This is a genomic window from Butyrivibrio sp. MB2005 (genome assembly GCF_000424285.1).
Classification (GTDB): Bacteria; Bacillota; Clostridia; order Lachnospirales; family Lachnospiraceae; genus Butyrivibrio.
This window is the reverse complement of the sequence record NZ_AUJP01000023.1, coordinates 45,737-62,474: the sequence shown is the minus strand read 5'-3', so window position 1 is coordinate 62,474 and position 16,738 is coordinate 45,737. Positions and strand designations below refer to the sequence as shown.

Here is a 16,738-nt window from a genome sequence, read left to right as displayed (position 1 = left end):
AGATCAGAAACTTGCTTAAAAAGGAAGCCAGAGGCTGACGCCTCTGTCCTTGAATAAAGTGCGCTGAGGCGCACAGATATCCTTGATCTGCTTGACTACAGAATATCTGTCAGGAAATATCTGTCAACCCTGCGCACGGCGCACCGCAAAGCGGCTTTGGGGTTGACTGATATTTCCTGGCAGATAAAGTAGTCAACAAGCAGACCAAGGAATATAAGCGGAACACAAGGTTCCGCAGGGAACAAACGGCTAGGGGCTGGTAACGGGGGCTTCAGTGCTGTATAATAACGGAGACAAAGTCTGATCTTAAATGATTCCGGGTGTATTCCACCATTTTGTTTCCGAATATCAATTTACGCTATCAATTAAATATAAACAGGTGCTTTTAGGTTGTATTAGCTGTAGAATAGCTAAGGAAAACAACAAATCGAGGAGATTATAAAATTATGAAAAAAGCAGCACTGAGTTTGATTCTTGCGGCATCCATAGTAATGACAGCTGGATGTGGTGATGGAAAAACCGTAGAACCCACGCAAAATAGTGAGTCTGCCGATCCCGGAATTTTCGTAAAAAAGGTTGAAAACATGACAGATGATTTTATTACCGGTATAGATATAAGCTCATTTACCGCCCTTAGGGACAGCGGTGTTAAGTACTATGACTACGATGGAAATGAGCTGGATGATCAGGGCTTTTTTGATTTTCTTCATGAGTGCGGCGTAAATTACGTGAGAATTCGCGTATGGAATGACCCTAAGGATGAGGAAGGCCACGGCTACGGCGGCGGAAACTGCGACCTTGAAAATGCCAAGAAAATTGGACAGCTTGCCACCAAAGCAGGCATGAGAATTCTCATAGATTTTCATTATTCAGACTTCTGGGCAGATCCCGGGAAGCAGACAGCACCTAAGGCCTGGGCTGATATGAAAACAGATGACAGAGCGGAGGCACTTAAGGAATTTACTAAGGAGAGCCTTCAGTATCTTATAGATAATGGCGTTGATGTGGGCATGGTTCAGATTGGTAATGAGACCAACAACGGACTTTGCGGAGAGACTGATTTCTACAGCATGTGCAAGCTCTTTAGAGCTGGAAGCGAAGCTGTAAGAAGCGTTTCTGAGGACATTCTGGTGGCAGTTCACTTTGCTAATCCTGAAAAGCATTTTTCGCAGTACGTAGAGAAGCTGGATCAGTACGAGGTGGATTATGATGTATTTGCATCATCCTACTATCCATACTGGCACGGAACTCTTGAAAATCTCCAAAATGAGCTTGAATCTATAGCGAAGACCTACAATAAAAAGGTAATGGTAGCAGAGACCTCCTACGTATATACCTTAGAGGATGGCGATGGCTGCGGAAATACACAGAATGAAGCGGATCTTGAGGTGGATGAGTTTAATTTTGACATTTCTCCTCAGGGACAGGCAGATTCTGTTCGCGCCGTTGTGGAGACCGTATCAGCTATAGATGGCGGAATCGGCGTGTTTTACTGGGAACCGGCATGGCTTCCCGTGCAGGTATTTGAGCTTGGAAAAGAAGGCTCAACCCAGATTCTTGCCCAGAACAAGGGTATTTGGGATGAAAAAGGCTCAGGCTGGGCAACGGGCTATGCCAGCGAATACGACAAGGACGTAAGAAGCTATGGCGGTGGCGGCGCTGTTGTTGAAAACGAGGCATGGTTTGATTTTCATGGACATCCGCTGTCTTCTGCCAGAATGTATGCGGATATGCGAGAGGGCTCAGAGGGCGTACTTGCCATGACAGGCGTAACCACTGAAGCCGTGACAGCAAAGCCCGGTGAAGACATAGAGCTTCCGGAAAAAGTAAACGTCAGATATAACGACGGCTCTGAGAAGGAGCTGGAAGTAGCCTGGGATGAAACAGCGCTAGATGCCGCAAAAGAAGCAGGTATCGGTGAGTACGAGATTCCCGGAGTTGTCACAGACGGCGATTCAGAGATGGCAGTGACAATTCAATTAGCGATAAAGGCGGACAATCTTCTTGAAAATCCCGGATTTGAGGACGGCAAGGAAGCCTGGGAAGTCACAACAGAATGCGCCTCTAAGGATGTGAGCATCATGCAGCACAGCGATTGCAGAACCGGCGAGTGGTGCATGAAGTTTTGGTATGAGTCGGACTTTGAATTCAAGGTTGAGCAGACCCTTACTCTGGATAAGGGAACCTATGCCTTTGACGGCTATATTCACGGCGGTGACAGCAAATCCGGCGATGAGTTCGTTCTGTACTGCATTAACGGTGACGAGACCATTGAAGAGAGCACCAAGGTCACCGCATGGCGCGAGTACAAGCATCCCGTAATCGATAAGATAGAAGTTAAAGAGGACGGCACGGAGGTTACCCTTGGAGCCAGAGTTAAAGCATCAGCAGGCTGCTGGGGCGCATGGGATGATTTCACCCTGCAGAAATTGGATTAAGATAAAGGAATCGCGCTTAGTATTTCTTTCGCAGTTCAAAAATAATAGTAGTTGGAGTAAGTTTTGAAAAGTTTTGTTGTAAAAGGTAAAGCAATACGTTATTTCTGGATCCCGGTGGGAAGTGTGCTTGTGGCATATTTTGCCACCGTGTGGTTCTTTAATTTTGTAAACAGTAATCCTGAGAAGGTCATGAGCATTTGGGCGGAAATACTGGTAACTGCCTTGTATTTGTGCGTTTGCAGATGCTGTATTATCGCACTTGAATTTTATGTGACCACGGTGCTTTCAAAGGTCACGGTAGATGGAAGAGAGATCACCATAAAGAAATTTCTTCGAAAGCCTGTAACAATCGACGTTAAAAAGCTGGACGGCTACAGGATAGAGGATATAACGGACTGCCTTGACACTGTGTTTGGCATAATGAAGATCGTTATTCTTTATAACGGCGACAGTGTTTCCATCGTGGAGTGCACTCATAAAAATTTTGACGATCTGTTCTCGTTTCTTAAAAATGAGGCGCAGTACAGAGATAAGACCAAGAAAGTAACGACAAAAAAACCAAGAAATCTGGCATTTAGGATATACTACAAAATATTTGGCATAATCTTTTGCATTATAGATATCCCTGTTGTGTGCATGTTTATCGCGGATTACCTTTTTGCAGGCTGCAGGAGCGTTTTATCTCCCTGGACAATGCTTTTCTACTCACTGTTTGTAGCTCTTAGATTGATGATAATTGGCGGTCCGGTGGGAATTCTTGAGAGAACAGAAGACCTGAATTTGGCCCATCTGTTCTCGTTTTTATGCATAACATTCTATTACCTTTACCAGATGAAATACACGGATTTACTGAATTCTCCAAGGACTAACACGAAAGTTGCTTTGGTGCTTACGGCCACAGTCATTCTGTTTTTTGCTGGCGAATTTATCAGGCATATTATTCTCTGGGTTAAAGATGAGCAGGAAAAATACTCCTTTTTTAATGTGGCATTGGGACTGCTCCTTGTACTTCTCCTTATGAATACCGCAAGCTACGGTGCAGGAATGGTGTTTACAACATCTGAGCCTACCTACGAGAATGTCACAATGAACAAAACACATTCCAAATTGTCGGGCAGCAAATACAAAACCCGCAAATTCTACATTGATGTTGAGTATGATGATGGTACTAAGGAGACCTTTACCGTTAAGAGAGGCAGAGCTATTCAGGCCCTTGAAACCGGGCAGGCCCACATAAAAATATATCACAGCATATTCGGATATGATGTCAAAATTTTAGAAGTAATGGGACTTGAATAAATAAATTAAAATTCGCACTTATATTCTGAAAATATAATACGAGCATAATATTGCATTTATAAATATTTAATATTTCGATGATAGAATGACTATATGAAACTAACGTTTTCTGCGAGGATATCGTATGGCTAACCACAACGGAAAAAGAGCGCTAGGTCATTACATAGTCGATCATATTGAAGAAGCGATCGCAGCAGGGGATATTAAGGTCTATTATCAGCCTGTTGTGCGTTCACTTACGGGGCAGCTTGCCGGGGCTGAGTCACTGGCAAGGTGGGTTGCGCCTGATGTGGGCTTCTTATCACCTGACGAGTTTATCAATGTTTTGGAGAAAACCCAAAAGATTCATAAGCTCGATTGTTTTATGGTTGAAAGTGTGTGCAGGGATATCCATGACCTTATAGCGAGCGGAAAAACTGCATTCCCTGTATCCGTGAATTTTTCAAGACTGGATTTCATGGTCTGCGACATGCTTGAAGTTGTTGAGCGAGCAGTTGAGAAATATGATATTCCCAGAGATTATCTGCATATAGAACTCACAGAGAGCATGATAGCCCAGGATAAAGCATTGATGACAGGTGTTATTGAAAGCTTCAGGAACAGGGGCTATGAGGTTTGGATTGATGACTTCGGTAGCGGATACTCTTCTTTAAATCTGTTAAAGGATTACCATTTTGATGTACTAAAACTGGATATGGCTTTCCTTGCAAATATGAGTGAGAGGTCCAAGACCATTGTTCGCTCATCTCTTGCAATGGCCAAAAAGCTTGGGATCAAGACGCTTTCTGAAGGTGTTGAAACCCAGGAGCAGGTGGAGTTCCTAAAGGCTATCGGTTGCGGTAAGCTTCAGGGAGCTTATTTCGGCTTGCCAAAACCCTTAAATGAAATGCTTGAAAGCATTGAAAAGAAGGGCATCACCATAGAAGAACGTCAGTGGCGCAACTATTACGAGGTTGCCAGCTTCAATACAAGGGATACTGAGACATCATTGCAGGTTGCGGAGTATGATGGAAAGCGCTTCAAGACGTTGTTCATGAACGATGCCTACAGACAGCAGATCAGGGTTACTACAGATGATCTTGAGTATATTGACAGCGTTATTTATAACCCTGCATCACCGCTTCTGGACAAGCATGAGCAGTTCCTTGAAAAAGCCATAAAAAGCAGGAATTATGAAAGTTTTTATTATACAGATAAGGGAAATTATTACTATCTTAAGGGCAAGGTTTTGGCAGAAAATGATGACCGTTATCTGTTCAAAACTACCATATCGAATATATCCTTGGACCAGAATATCAAGGAGAGAGACAGGCTGGATTACAGGCTAAGAGAGCTCAATAACCTCTTTGAAGTTGTTCTTTTGATCAATATAAGTACAAATAAGGCATCACCTCTTATTGGCGCTTACAGATATATGACAGGCGGCGCTAATATCTATCAGAATTTAAATGAGATGGTTTCACTATTTGTTCAGGAATGCGTATATCCCGATGAACGTGTTTCATTTATGGCGTTTATTGATACAAATACCATCAAGCAAAGGGGAGAAGAGAGTAAGAAGGGCTATATCGCAAGAAACTTCAGGCTTCGCCAAAAGGATGGCAGTTATAAGTGGAGAACGATCATACTTCTTATGGTGCCCGGAACCGATGGAAATGAATATCTGTTCACGATCAATACTTTATCCAGGGAGATGGGTGAGGCTCTTGATAATCTGACATACGGAGATGCAGGACATGACAGTCCTGAGCTTTCTGAGAAGGTTAAGGAATACGCATTAATCTGGGAAAATATAGTAGATAATTCTGCAACCATGCATTTCTGGAAGGATAAAGAACGGAGATTCAGGGGTGTCAGCCAGTCATTTTTGGATTTTTATGAGATTGGCTCTCTTGATGAAATTATCGGTAAAACAGACGAGGAGATGCACTGGCATGTCGATGACGGACCCTATCAGGGCGATGAGCTGGATGTGATCGGAAAGGGCAAATTTATCTTTAATGCCCGTGGACAGTGCATAGTTAACGGTGTCGTTCACAACATCATCTGTAATAAGATGCCCCTTTATGACAAGGGCGAAATAGTAGGTCTTGTGGGTAATTTCGCGGATATCGACCAGGAGCTTTACAGAGTTCAGAAGCTGGTTAACCCGTCAAAGCTGGATAATATGACAAGACTTATGAACTTCAGGTCATATATGGATGTTATGTCGGACTATGCGATGCAGTATAACGACGCCGGCAGAAATTACGGCGTAATTATCATCCATAACATGAACCATAAGAGGATTACTGCGGATTACGGTGAAAAGCAGGCCGGCAGAGTAGTTCGTGAAATAGGTGAAAAGATAATAGAATGTATCGGTCAGAGCGCAGCTGCTTCGAGAATTAAGGAAGCTTATTTCAGTGTGCTTACATACACTGATTCCAGAGAAAAACTTGAAGAACTGGCTGCAAAGCTTAAGAAAAGCATTGAGGGTATAAATGAGGTTAATGGTAAGAGCGTTACCATTAAGGTCTCAATGTCCATGAAACTCAGAACAGATGGGGGCGTAAAGGACGAGAATATCTACTATCAGGCCCTGGATGAGCTTGATGAAAAGGAATCCAGATAATCATCAGATCCTGAGCATGGAGGGGTGCTTATGAATCAGACCAGAGACGGAAAAAAAGATTTATTATGGCTGTTCCTTTTTCTTGTAGTGTTCATCAATGGATTTGAAGCCGGTGGATATCAGGCAAGCCTGTACAGTATTGGCCAAACCTATGATCTGTCCATAACAAATATGGGCCTTTTTGCTGCCGTAGAGCTTTTGGCAACTATGCTTGCACCGCTTATCCTTGGAAACTGGGCAGATAAATCAGATAAACTTAAATGTATTCTTATCCTGCAGGTGATACAGGCTGCTTTTGCCTGCGCTATTTTCATAAGTTCCATTCAGATGCTGTTCGTTGTGGGAATCTTTTTCCTTGGAATGACCACAAGTGCGCTTCAGTTCATAGCTATCGCTGCTCTTGCGGAAAGCTATCCCTTAACAGGTAAAAAGAAGATAGGAATCATGACCTCCATGTATGCCCTTGGAGCCTTGGTTTCGCCACTTTTTGTGGATTTTTATCTGAAAAGAGGAATTAGCTGGAGGATGTTCTTCCTTACATTGTCCCTTGGAACGGTGATCACTCTGGTGGGAATTGTGGCCAATCGAGACAGCACAGGAGAGGTAAAGGATCTTGCAGATAATGAAAAAGTGGGAGACGGAGAGTTTATTATCATCGGAGTCCTTCTGCTTTGCGTAGTTATGTGCATCTATGTGGGATTTGAGAATGGTTTTGCATTCTTCGTAGATACACTTTTTACTGATGTTTTAAAGTCATCCCTTGGAAAATATGCTTTATCGCTGTTCTGGGCGGTTATGATTCCGTCCCGCGTGCTGGTGGGCTATTTCTCCGCTCATGCTAAGAAAATACTCATTACTTCAGTAATAGCCATTCCCGTGATTACAGTGATCATAGCTCAGATGAACAGTGCAGCTGTAGTGCTGGCTCTTTGCATTCCTCTTGGTTTTGCCTGCGGAGCCATTTACCCCAGCGTTCTGACCACACTTCTGCAGTTCTCAGGAAAAAGAAAGGCCACCGCAACCGCGATGATAACTGTATCAACGGGTATAGGTGGCGTTGTGTTCACAGCACTTACAGGCATTCTGGCAGGAGCCATGGGTATTACCGGTGCAATGATGTGCCTTGCAGCGTTCTTCATTTTGTCAATAATAGCGGTATTATCCCTGCATACCCGCTGACTGTCTGATCATGTCCTCAACTACGATATCGTAGATTTCTCCAACGGTATTGCAGTATTCAAGGATCTTCCAGGGCTCATTTGTGTGGAAATGGATTTTAACGATCTCCTCGTCGCCTGCGGCGATAAGAGAGTTTCCTTCAAAATGTGTAGTGATATAATCTGCTATTTCATCCTCATCCAAGTCCTTATCACGTCTGTCGATAAGAAGCTGTGTGTCATAGCGATATGCAAACTGATCGTCTTCAGCATCAATACTCTGTACAGGTTCCATTTTATTTTTCCTCCTCTTTATGCATATTAAAATATTCAGCAAGCTGATTATACAATAATTCAATTGATGGTGAAACAGTGCTTCTGTGCCATGCCATGGATATGGGCAGATCCTTATTGAGTTTCAGGGTGTGAATTCCGGGATGATGTATTCCCTGATACCATCCATCCAAAACGGCCACGCCAAGTCCGTTCTCGATATTTGCAAAAACAGTTGATATGTTTGCAGCTGCAGTAAACTTAGGGACAAAACCGTAGGGACGGAATATGATCTCAATATCCTGACACAATTCACCGATTCTGGGATCATCCACCATATAGAATGTATATTCTGACAGATCTTTGGGAGATTTTACTGATTCAAATCCCGGAAGAAGCTCCGAATATACAATGATTCTGTCTATCGACGTGAACTTGTTTCGCACAAATTCTGTTCTGTTCTCAAGATAATCGTTGGTGGTGATAATGGCATCAAGTCGCTTATCCTCAAGGGAATGGGTGAGCTCCTTAAAACCAAGACATTCAAATATTATGTTGAAATCAGGGTCAATCTCGCGACATTTACGGACTACCTCAGGCAAAAAATATGAGACATTCCATCCGACATTGTAGCCAAGTCTTATGAGAGTAGTGCTATTGGACAGCATGCGTCTGATGTTGGTGAACTCTGCATAATATCTCTGGAAAAAATTGAAATATACTTTGCCGGGTTCTGAAAGTGCAATATTTCTGCTGTTTTCACGCACAAACAAAGTAGTCCCCAACTCCTGTTCAAGAGCGGAGATATAACGGCTTACCGCAGGCTGCGGAAGATATAGATTCTGCGCGGCCTTGGTGAAGCTTAGATATTTACCTGTTTCTAAAAAGCATTCTATCTGTTTATCATTCATAGACACTATAATACCAAAGAAAAAAGTGGCATGAAAGCCACTTTTTTCTTAAAGGTAGTCTATAGTAATGGTAGAAACTAGCGATTTAACTCAGTCGGAGTTTAAACTCCGGCGTGCAAAACTTCCAAGCGAGTCTTGATTCTTACACGAGGCTCTTAAGGATATATACGCCGTCGTGCATTGCATTAAGGTAGATATAGCCTCTGTCATCCACAACAACGTCTTCAGCAGTGCCAAGAGGCTTGTTGGGCATCTTCACATCAAAGCAAAGCTTCTCCGGATTCGGAGGTATGAAGTATGCAATTTCTTTCGGTACATAAGGATCGGAGATATCATAAACCCTAAGACCTGCATGGAAATAGCAGTCGTAGGCACGATCCTTGTTGTTTTCAATCCAGGGCTTGCCTGTCATGGGCTCATGCAGGTTGTGAGGGCCGAAGGATGTGGGGAAGTCATCTCCCAGCTGATTGAAGTTCTTGTAGGGGAAATCCTCGGGAACTTCAGGATAAGGAAGGATGGAGATAAGTACCGGGTCCTCCTTATTGCTTATATCAAACATCTCGATTCCGCAGAAGGAGTGAACTCCGAAGTGCTCATACTGCTCACGGCCGTATGTCCACTGACGCTCGCCTTCCTGCATGCCGATTGCGTAGTTGGTGCCAAGTACAGGCATGAATGTGTGGCAAAGTGCTCCGCCGAACTTGGTAGCAAACGGCGGTGTCATCTTGCATTCGCCAATTACCTGGGGCCATGCGGGGTTGGAGATATCAAGAATCTTGAATCCGCCGCCGGCACAGCTAAGGTAAGCTGTTTTTTCATCATCGCCAACATAAGGGAAATGAACAAAGCCGGGATATGTGTTGTAGCCCTGCCATCCGTTCCATTCCTTCTTACGTGTCTTTTCGGTCTGATTTCCGAAGAACTGTCCGGGATTCCACCAGCGACCTACTTCTGTAGGATTTGTGGGATCGGAGATATCTACTATTCTATAGATAAAGTCCTTAAATCCAACTGCAGTAGCGGATAAGTGCATGTATTTTCCGCCGTTATATGTAAAACGGTGAACACCTGAACCGGGAGTTCCTTCGGGCTCTCCTGTTGACCAGAATGAGAGCTTTTTGGGGTGTTCGGGGTCTTCTTTTAAAGAGAAGATATGAACTCCGCCGGGGGCGGGAGTGAAGTTCTTAGGAGCAGGTCCATGCAGGAATTCAAGACAGTTTCCGTTCGAAACTATCATAAGATCATCTGCAATCTGGATCTTGGGAGTAGACATATATGTATATTTCTCAGGATCCATAACAGGCATGTACTGTACATGTCTGGGATTGGAAGGATCTGTTACGTCAAGAATCTCAACGCCGTTTCCGTAAAAGCATCCTCCATATAAATAGTATTTTCCGTCAGCTGTCTTATAAAGCTGTGACTGGAATAAGTAATGGTTGTCGCAGTCGTGATGTGACAGGACTTCCATGTTCTTTATATAACCCTCGTTACCGGGACTCTTTGCGTAGAATTTATCGCTCATTTTGTAACCTCCTTCAAAATACGCCGATACGCTTACTAAAAGAATAGTCTGTATAAGAGAAAAAAGTCTAATGCCAAAATTGATATCAAAACATTCAAATTTTGGTATTTTTTTTGTGGCGATTTCTGTGGCTATAATTCTCCTTGTCAAAAACAACATTGACCAGGAGGTTTATCTTATGGCGTATGAATTCAACTTGCTTAGAAGTCTTATCTATGTAGGACTTGCAAAAGAAGAGTACAGAGCGAAACTCGAGAACTGGCTCTATAAATATCACGTTCCCGAAAGTATCAGTAAATTTTCCCCATATGTAACAAAATATGCTTTTTATCAGGCATATCCCACTCCCCCGGAGGGCGACAGATTCGGAGCAAGGAAAATGCAGCTCACTGAGCATTACTGGCTCGTAAACGAACATCTTCCGGAGATGGCAAACAACATATTCCAGGAATACATGCCAATGGATGTACTTAGATGGCAGGGATGCATTCCTGATGTAGATTCCGCAACCGTACATAATAATGCAGAATCCGGTGATGCCGGAAGAGCAGTAGGCGGCGGTGATTTCCCTCCCTTTATCTTTGCTTTTGTTCCGATCAACTGGGAAGAAGATTTTAAAGGAAAAGAAAGAACACCTGAGGATGGTCCCAATTTCCGCTGGCAGTTCCTTATTCAGTATCCCGAAGGATGCTCAAAGGAAGAGGGAGAGAGATGGTTCCATGAGGAACTGGTTCCATTCTTTACAGGAAGCGTGAGAGTAAACAGACTTGTCAGCAGCAAGGTTTCAGTTAATTACGGTGCACCTTCCGCACAGTTCGACAGAGTAGTTGAAGTATGGTTCGAAGGTCCCGAAGAGTGGTACGAGCTTTGCGTAAACTTAGCAAAGGAAAAGCTGAAGAAACCCGAGTGGGCACAGCAGGACGAATTCCCGTTCCTTAAGCCCCAGCACAACATCGCTTCAGTATTCCTTGGAGACAGATGTACTTCCGATAACCTCTCTCAGTATCGCGGCTTTATCTCTATGAGATAAGTGATTTTGAGAGTTAACAGATAGAATGAGGCTTTTATGAGATTTATTGAAGATGCCTTAAAAATGGGAAAAACCAATTTCATACTGATTGGTGAAGCGGGCTGTGGAAAAAGTGAAATTGCATTGAACCTTGCAAAGTTTTTTGCAGACACCGGTGATAAGGAAGTCCACTTATTTGATATGGACATGACAAAACCGCTTTTCAGATCAAGAGACATGTTGGATAGCCAGGAACTGGCGGGAATCAATTTCCACTTTGAAGAGCAGTTCTACGACGCACCCACAGTTGCAGGTGGCGTAAGAGCACTTCTGCATGACCACGACAGCATAGTTGTAATGGATGTTGGTGGTGACGACATAGGCGCAAGATCAATTGGCGGTTTCATGATGGGAACCGATAAATCCAAGCTTTGCGTAATGTACGTCCTTAACTATTATCGCCCCTTCTGCCAGGACATAGATCATATAGATCAGTTTCTCTCAGAGATATTGGCGGTTTCAAGACTTACATTGGATGATATCCACTTCGTGGATAATCCAAACGCAGGAATTACAACTACCTTGGAAGAGGTTGTGTCAGGATCAGAGAAAATGCATGAACTCATTTCCCAGTATCGTCCTATCGAAATGACTTGTGTTGGAGAGGATGTCGCCGGTGAATTTTCAAAAAAGACGGAACAAGCAAATTCACGTTCTATCATGCCTATTCATCTCTATCTCACATATGAGTGGTTAAAGAACTAATTTGAATGATTTCAGATTGGAATTGTTAGATAAACAGCCAAATAGGAGGTTTCAAAATGGCAAAATTTAAGATTAATGTTGTTGCCGAGCGCTGCAAGAGCTGTGGCTACTGCATCAAGTACTGTCCTAAAAATGTACTTGAGGTAGGCAACGACGTAAATGCCAAAGGCTATGAATATGTTGTGGCTGCCAGACAGGAAGACTGTGTGGGCTGCCTTACCTGCGGCAGAATGTGCCCCGATGGAGCAATTGAGATTTATAAGGAGGGCGAGTAAAAATGGCAAGAACATTTATGAAGGGCAGCGAAGCTGTTGCTGAAGCTGCTGTTAGAGCAGGATGCCGCTTTTTCGCAGGTTATCCTATTACCCCTCAGAACGAAGTACCTGAGTATTTTTCCAGACGGCTCCCTGAGGTAGGCGGAAATTTCGTACAGGGTGAGTCTGAGGTTGCATCCATCAACATGGTATATGGTGCTGCATCAGCCGGTGTCAGAGCTATGACATCATCAAGCAGTCCCGGAATCGCGCTTAAGAGCGAGGGAATTTCATATTGTGCATCCGCGCGTATTCCCATGGTGTATGCCAACTTCGCAAGAGGAGGCCCGGGTGTAGGGTCAATCCAGCCTGCTCAGATGGATTACTTTGAAGCAACAAAGGCTGCAGGAAACGGCGGTTTTCAGATGATCGTTCTTGCTCCTTCAACAGTTCAGGAAGCTGTAGACCTTACAGTAAAGGCCTTTGAGCTTGCTGACAGAGACAGAAATCCCGTTCATCTTCTGGCTGACGGTGTTATCGCAACAATGATGGAGCCTGTAGAGCTTCCCGAGATGATGTCAGAGGAAAAAGTAGCTGAGATAAAAGAGAGTAAGAGAAATTGGGCCCTTGTAGGTCATCCCCTTGATTATAAAAACCGTTCATGGATCCAGCCCGGACAGTGGCAGACAACAAAGATGCAGCAGTGCAACGAAGAAGCTGCAGCTATGTACGAGTCATGGAAAGCCAATGACGTAATGGTTGAAGAGTATAAGGTTGAGGATGCTGAGATCATCATGACAGCATATGGAATATCAGGAAGAATCGCTAAGTCTTCTGTAGATATCCTCAGAAATAAGGGTATTAAGGTTGGATTGATCAGACCTATAACTCTCAATCCTTTCCCGGTTGAAAGCTTCGAGAAGCTTGATTATTCAAAGGTAAAGGCAATTCTTGATATTGAGATGTCTATCCCGGCTCAGTATGCATCAGATGTTGAGGCAGTTGTAAGAAAACGTTGCCCTGTAGAAAAGTGCCTGTGCTCAGGCGGTAATGTAATGTCAAGAGAGGCCGTGCTTGAGGCTGTAATGAAGATAGCAGGACAGGAGGCTTAACATGGCGGAATTATTATACAGCAGAACAAAAACAATTCAGGAAGATAAGGTATCCGGATTTTGTCCCGGATGCATGCATTCCACAGTTATGAAACTCATCGGCGAAGTAATTGATGAGATGGGTATTATCGATAAAACAGCTGCAGTTCTGGGAATAGGCTGCTGTGGTCTTCAGATGGATTACATGGCTTATGACAACACAACAGCACCCCACGGAAGAGCTTGCGCCGTAGCTACAGGACTTAAGAGAGCTAACCCCGACACCATCTACTATACATACCAGGGTGACGGAGATCTTGCATCAATCGGTCTTGCTGAGACCGTATCAGCAGCTAACAGAGGAGAGAACTTCACTGTTATTTTCGTAAACAACGGTATTTACGGAATGACAGGCGGACAGCTTGCTCCCACAACTCTGTTCGGAATGAAGGCTTCAACAGCCCCTAAGGGCAGAATTGCAGAGGAACATGGCTATCCCATGCACGTATGCGAGCTTCTGGATAAGCTTACAGCTCCTCAGTATCTGGTAAGAACCAGCTGTAACAATCCCGGAAATATCATAAAGACCAAGCAGGCTATTAAGAAGGCCTTTGAATATCAGATAGAAGGCAAGGGATTTTCACTTGTAGAGATAGTTACAAGCTGCCCAACAAACTGGGGACTTGATTCACTTAAGGCTCTTGATTTCCTCGAGGAAAACATGCTGAAAGAATACCCTCTCGGTGTTATCAGGGATAAAGGCTGAGGAAGGAGAACAAATGGAAACAAATTTATGCGTAGCCGGATTCGGCGGACAGGGCGTTATGACCCTTGGAAAATTTCTTGCTTCTGCAACATGTGATTCTACAGATAAGAATGTTACATTCTTTCCTTCTTACGGTGCGGAGCAGCGTGGTGGTACAGCTAACTGCTATGTAGTTATTTCAGATGAAATGATCGGTGCACCCCTTGGGGATGTAATGGATGATCTTATTGTTATGAACGGCCCATCACTTAAGAAGTTTATCGGAACTCTTAAGCCCGGCGGAAGACTTTTCATCAACAGTTCAATCGTAAAGGACAAAATTGACAGAACTGACGTTGAGATTGTTGAGGCACCTGTAACAGAACTTGCTCTTGAAATGGGTAATTCAAAGGTTCTGAACGTAATAATGCTCGGTGTCTATGTAGGATATACGGAAGTTGTTGCTCCGGAAATCGTCTGGGGAACAGTAGAACATAAGCTTGGCAGTAAGCCAAAGCTTCTTCCTCTCAACAAAGCTGCTTTTGATAAGGGCCTTGAGATTGGAAGAGCCGCAAGAAAGTAAGAAAGAACGCATCTGCATTATTGATACAGATGAGATAACAGAAAGGATTAACAATGGTTTTTCATAATTTTGACGAACTTATAGCCAAGGTTAAGGGGGCTCCCGAGAAAAAGATCATGGCAGTTGCATGTGCAAACGATGACCATACTCTTGAAGCTGTGGTTAATGCACGCCGCGAGGGTATCATCGAGCCTCTTCTTGTGGGCGATAAGAAGATAATTCTTGAGATATTAGACAGACTTCAGGAGAAAATCCCTGAGGAAAATATCTTTGATGTACCTGAAGAAGATCTTCAGAAGGCATGCGAAACAGCAGTTAAGCTTGTCCGCGAGGGAAGAGCCAATTTCCTGATGAAGGGCAAAGTGGATACAAAGATCATCCTCAAGGAGGTTGTTAATAAGGAATATGGCCTTGGAACAGGTAAGCTTATGAGCCATTTCACCATGTTCCAGATTCCTTCATATCACAAGCTGATTCTCCCCGTAGATGGCGGAATGGTAACATATCCGGATCTTGAGCAGAAGAAACAGATCATCGAGAACACAGTAGAAACACTGCGCTCTATGGGCTATGAGTGCCCTAAGGTTGGTGTTCTTGCCTGTGTCGAGAAAGTAAATCCTAAGATGCCTGAATCCGTAGAAGCTGCTCAGCTTCAGGAGATGAATGAAAAAGGCGAGATCAGGAACTGCATCGTTGAAGGTCCTATCCAGTATGACTGTGTAATGAGAAAAGACCTTGCAGAGTTCAAGGGGCTTGAGTCTAAGATCGCCGGAGATCCTGATGTTCTTATTGCTCCCAATATTCATGCAGGGAACATCATGGGTAAGATGTACGCCATCAGCTGCGGCGGTAAGATGGCTGGCTTCATTGTAGGCGCCAAGTGCCCTATTGTAATGGTTTCAAGAGGATCCACAGCAGAGGAAAAGTACCTTTCTATCGTGGTATCCGCTGCAGCAGCGCAGTAAGGAGAAGTATATGACAAACGAGAAAATTCTGGTGATAAATCCCGGATCAACCTCAACCAAGATAGCTGTTTATCAGGCTGATGAACAGCAGTGGATAGAGAGTATCAGTCACAGCCTTGAAGAATTAAAGGCTTACACCACTATCTATGACCAGCTTGAAATGAGAAAGAGTCTGATAGAAACATGCCTTACAGCTCACGGTGATGAGCTTTCATCCTTCGCCGCAATCGTAGGCCGTGGAGGAGCGCTTCCTCCGGTAAAAACCGGTGCCTATGAAGTAAATGATCGAATGGTTGATACCCTTAGATTTCATCCTGTAGATCAGCATGCAAGCAATCTTGGTGCAGGAATAGCCTATGAGCTTGCTAAGCAGATCGGCGTAAAGGCTTATATCTATGATGCGATCACTGTTGATGAGATGACAGAGGTCAACAAAATCACAGGACTTAAGGGTGTTCGTGTTCCTGCAAAGGGTCACAACCTTAACACCCGTGCAGCGGCGCTTAAGCTCTGTGCGGATAAAGGCATTGATTACAACAAAGTAAATATAATCGTTGCTCACCTTGGAGGCGGAATTACAGTTAATCTCCACTCCAATGGCCAGATCATCGACTTTTTCAATGATGAGATTGGCACCTTTGCACCTGAGAGAGCAGGCGGACTTCCCACATATGCTCTTGTAGATATGTGCTACAGCGGCAACTACACCAAAGAAGAGATGATGAAGAATCTTCAGAGAAAAGGCGGCATGATCTCATATTTTGGCACTGCTGATATGCGCGAAGTAGAAAAAATGGTTGGCGAAGGCAATAAGGAAGCTGAGTTGGTATTTGAGGCAATGGCCCTTAATACTGCCAAGACTATCGCAAGAATTGCTCCTTCCGTAGACGGAAAGGTTGACTATATCGTCCTTACAGGAGGACTTGCATATTCTGATAACTTTGTTAACTCCATCAAGAAGCACGCAGGCTTTATCGGCCCTATCGAAATAATTCCCGGAGAAAACGAGATGAAAGCTCTTGCCGAAGGAACACTTAGAGTTCTTAGAGGTGAGGAAAAAGCAAGGATTTACGAATAAGGAGTAACCCGTAGAAAACTACGGAAGACAT

15 protein-coding genes are annotated in these 16,738 nt (G+C 43.9%); 12 read left to right on the top strand and 3 right to left on the bottom strand.

Annotated elements, in window-relative coordinates; all coding sequences use genetic code 11:
* Nucleotides 1-446: 446 nt before the first annotated feature.
* The 4 genes from G610_RS20885 to G610_RS0113120 all read left to right on the top strand — a co-directional run bounded on the left by G610_RS20885 (nucleotide 447) and on the right by G610_RS0113120 (nucleotide 7,530).
* Nucleotides 447-2,438, top strand: coding sequence for a glycosyl hydrolase 53 family protein (locus G610_RS20885; RefSeq protein ID WP_051197996.1), 1,992 nt, complete (start codon nucleotides 447-449; stop codon nucleotides 2,436-2,438).
* 63 nt (nucleotides 2,439-2,501) lie between these two features.
* Nucleotides 2,502-3,737 (top strand): hypothetical protein, encoded by a 1,236-nt coding sequence (locus G610_RS0113130; RefSeq protein ID WP_026525173.1) that lies wholly within the window; start codon nucleotides 2,502-2,504, stop codon nucleotides 3,735-3,737.
* A 124-nt stretch (nucleotides 3,738-3,861) separates the two neighbouring features.
* Nucleotides 3,862-6,351, top strand: coding sequence for an EAL domain-containing protein (locus G610_RS22295; protein WP_051197995.1), 2,490 nt, complete (start codon nucleotides 3,862-3,864; stop codon nucleotides 6,349-6,351).
* 30 nt (nucleotides 6,352-6,381) lie between these two features.
* Nucleotides 6,382-7,530, top strand: coding sequence for an MFS transporter (locus G610_RS0113120; RefSeq protein WP_026525172.1), 1,149 nt, complete (start codon nucleotides 6,382-6,384; stop codon nucleotides 7,528-7,530).
* On the opposite strand, the gene G610_RS0113115 is transcribed toward G610_RS0113120, so the two are convergent.
* From G610_RS0113115 to G610_RS0113105, 3 genes are all read right to left on the bottom strand, one after another.
* Nucleotides 7,510-7,803 carry a hypothetical protein gene (locus G610_RS0113115; protein ID WP_026525171.1) on the bottom strand — a complete coding sequence of 98 codons (294 nt, stop codon included), beginning with the start codon at nucleotides 7,801-7,803 and terminating at the stop codon, nucleotides 7,510-7,512. The genes G610_RS0113120 and G610_RS0113115 overlap by 21 nt on opposite strands.
* Before the next feature lies 1 nt (nucleotide 7,804).
* Nucleotides 7,805-8,692, bottom strand: a complete 888-nt coding sequence (locus tag G610_RS0113110; protein WP_026525170.1) for a LysR family transcriptional regulator — start codon at nucleotides 8,690-8,692, stop codon at nucleotides 7,805-7,807.
* Nucleotides 8,693-8,834: 142 nt separating this feature from the next.
* On the bottom strand, nucleotides 8,835-10,217 hold the full coding sequence (locus tag G610_RS0113105; protein WP_026525169.1) for an LVIVD repeat-containing protein: 1,383 nt from the start codon (nucleotides 10,215-10,217) through the stop codon (nucleotides 8,835-8,837).
* Between the two features lie 178 nt (nucleotides 10,218-10,395).
* Here G610_RS0113105 and G610_RS0113100 point away from each other — a divergent pair, with 178 nt between their 5' ends.
* Genes G610_RS0113100 through buk form a run of 8 tightly spaced genes read left to right on the top strand, consistent with a single transcriptional unit; the run spans nucleotide 10,396 to nucleotide 16,707 of the window.
* Nucleotides 10,396-11,247 carry a hypothetical protein gene (locus G610_RS0113100; protein ID WP_026525168.1) on the top strand — a complete coding sequence of 284 codons (852 nt, stop codon included), beginning with the start codon at nucleotides 10,396-10,398 and terminating at the stop codon, nucleotides 11,245-11,247.
* Nucleotides 11,248-11,283: 36 nt separating this feature from the next.
* Nucleotides 11,284-11,991 carry an ATP-binding protein gene (locus tag G610_RS0113095; RefSeq protein ID WP_051197994.1) on the top strand — a complete coding sequence of 236 codons (708 nt, stop codon included), beginning with the start codon at nucleotides 11,284-11,286 and terminating at the stop codon, nucleotides 11,989-11,991.
* A 56-nt stretch (nucleotides 11,992-12,047) separates the two neighbouring features.
* Nucleotides 12,048-12,266, top strand: coding sequence for a 4Fe-4S dicluster domain-containing protein (locus G610_RS0113090; RefSeq protein ID WP_026525166.1), 219 nt, complete (start codon nucleotides 12,048-12,050; stop codon nucleotides 12,264-12,266).
* Between the two features lie 2 nt (nucleotides 12,267-12,268).
* Nucleotides 12,269-13,357: a 3-methyl-2-oxobutanoate dehydrogenase subunit VorB gene (gene vorB, locus G610_RS0113085; protein WP_026525165.1), complete on the top strand. Its 1,089-nt coding sequence runs from the start codon at nucleotides 12,269-12,271 to the stop codon at nucleotides 13,355-13,357.
* A 1-nt stretch (nucleotide 13,358) separates the two neighbouring features.
* The gene (locus G610_RS0113080) at nucleotides 13,359-14,102 is read left to right on the top strand and encodes a thiamine pyrophosphate-dependent enzyme (protein WP_026525164.1); all 744 of its coding nucleotides are present in this window, start codon (nucleotides 13,359-13,361) and stop codon (nucleotides 14,100-14,102) included.
* A gap of 13 nt (nucleotides 14,103-14,115) precedes the next feature.
* On the top strand, nucleotides 14,116-14,664 hold the full coding sequence (locus tag G610_RS0113075; protein WP_026525163.1) for a 2-oxoacid:acceptor oxidoreductase family protein: 549 nt from the start codon (nucleotides 14,116-14,118) through the stop codon (nucleotides 14,662-14,664).
* 53 nt (nucleotides 14,665-14,717) lie between these two features.
* On the top strand, nucleotides 14,718-15,629 hold the full coding sequence (locus tag G610_RS0113070) for a phosphate acyltransferase (protein ID WP_026525162.1): 912 nt from the start codon (nucleotides 14,718-14,720) through the stop codon (nucleotides 15,627-15,629).
* Nucleotides 15,630-15,639: 10 nt separating this feature from the next.
* Nucleotides 15,640-16,707, top strand: coding sequence for a butyrate kinase (buk, locus tag G610_RS0113065; RefSeq protein WP_026525161.1), 1,068 nt, complete (start codon nucleotides 15,640-15,642; stop codon nucleotides 16,705-16,707).
* Nucleotides 16,708-16,738 lie beyond the last annotated feature (31 nt).

Bases quoted from the DNA above. Each gene is read 5' to 3' on its own strand.
- G610_RS0113100 (WP_026525168.1), top strand. From the start codon at position 10,396: ATGGCGTATGAATTCAACTTGCTTAGAAGTCTTATCTATGTAGGACTT.
- G610_RS0113115 (WP_026525171.1), bottom strand. From the start codon at position 7,803: ATGGAACCTGTACAGAGTATTGATGCTGAAGACGATCAGTTTGCATAT.
- vorB (WP_026525165.1), top strand. From the start codon at position 12,269: ATGGCAAGAACATTTATGAAGGGCAGCGAAGCTGTTGCTGAAGCTGCT.
- G610_RS0113095 (WP_051197994.1), top strand. From the start codon at position 11,284: ATGAGATTTATTGAAGATGCCTTAAAAATGGGAAAAACCAATTTCATA.
- buk (WP_026525161.1), top strand. From the start codon at position 15,640: ATGACAAACGAGAAAATTCTGGTGATAAATCCCGGATCAACCTCAACC.
- G610_RS0113070 (WP_026525162.1), top strand. From the start codon at position 14,718: ATGGTTTTTCATAATTTTGACGAACTTATAGCCAAGGTTAAGGGGGCT.
- G610_RS0113090 (WP_026525166.1), top strand. From the start codon at position 12,048: ATGGCAAAATTTAAGATTAATGTTGTTGCCGAGCGCTGCAAGAGCTGT.
- G610_RS22295 (WP_051197995.1), top strand. From the start codon at position 3,862: ATGGCTAACCACAACGGAAAAAGAGCGCTAGGTCATTACATAGTCGAT.
- G610_RS0113075 (WP_026525163.1), top strand. From the start codon at position 14,116: ATGGAAACAAATTTATGCGTAGCCGGATTCGGCGGACAGGGCGTTATG.
- G610_RS0113110 (WP_026525170.1), bottom strand. From the start codon at position 8,692: ATGAATGATAAACAGATAGAATGCTTTTTAGAAACAGGTAAATATCTA.
- G610_RS0113120 (WP_026525172.1), top strand. From the start codon at position 6,382: ATGAATCAGACCAGAGACGGAAAAAAAGATTTATTATGGCTGTTCCTT.
- G610_RS0113080 (WP_026525164.1), top strand. From the start codon at position 13,359: ATGGCGGAATTATTATACAGCAGAACAAAAACAATTCAGGAAGATAAG.
- G610_RS0113105 (WP_026525169.1), bottom strand. From the start codon at position 10,217: ATGAGCGATAAATTCTACGCAAAGAGTCCCGGTAACGAGGGTTATATA.
- G610_RS20885 (WP_051197996.1), top strand. From the start codon at position 447: ATGAAAAAAGCAGCACTGAGTTTGATTCTTGCGGCATCCATAGTAATG.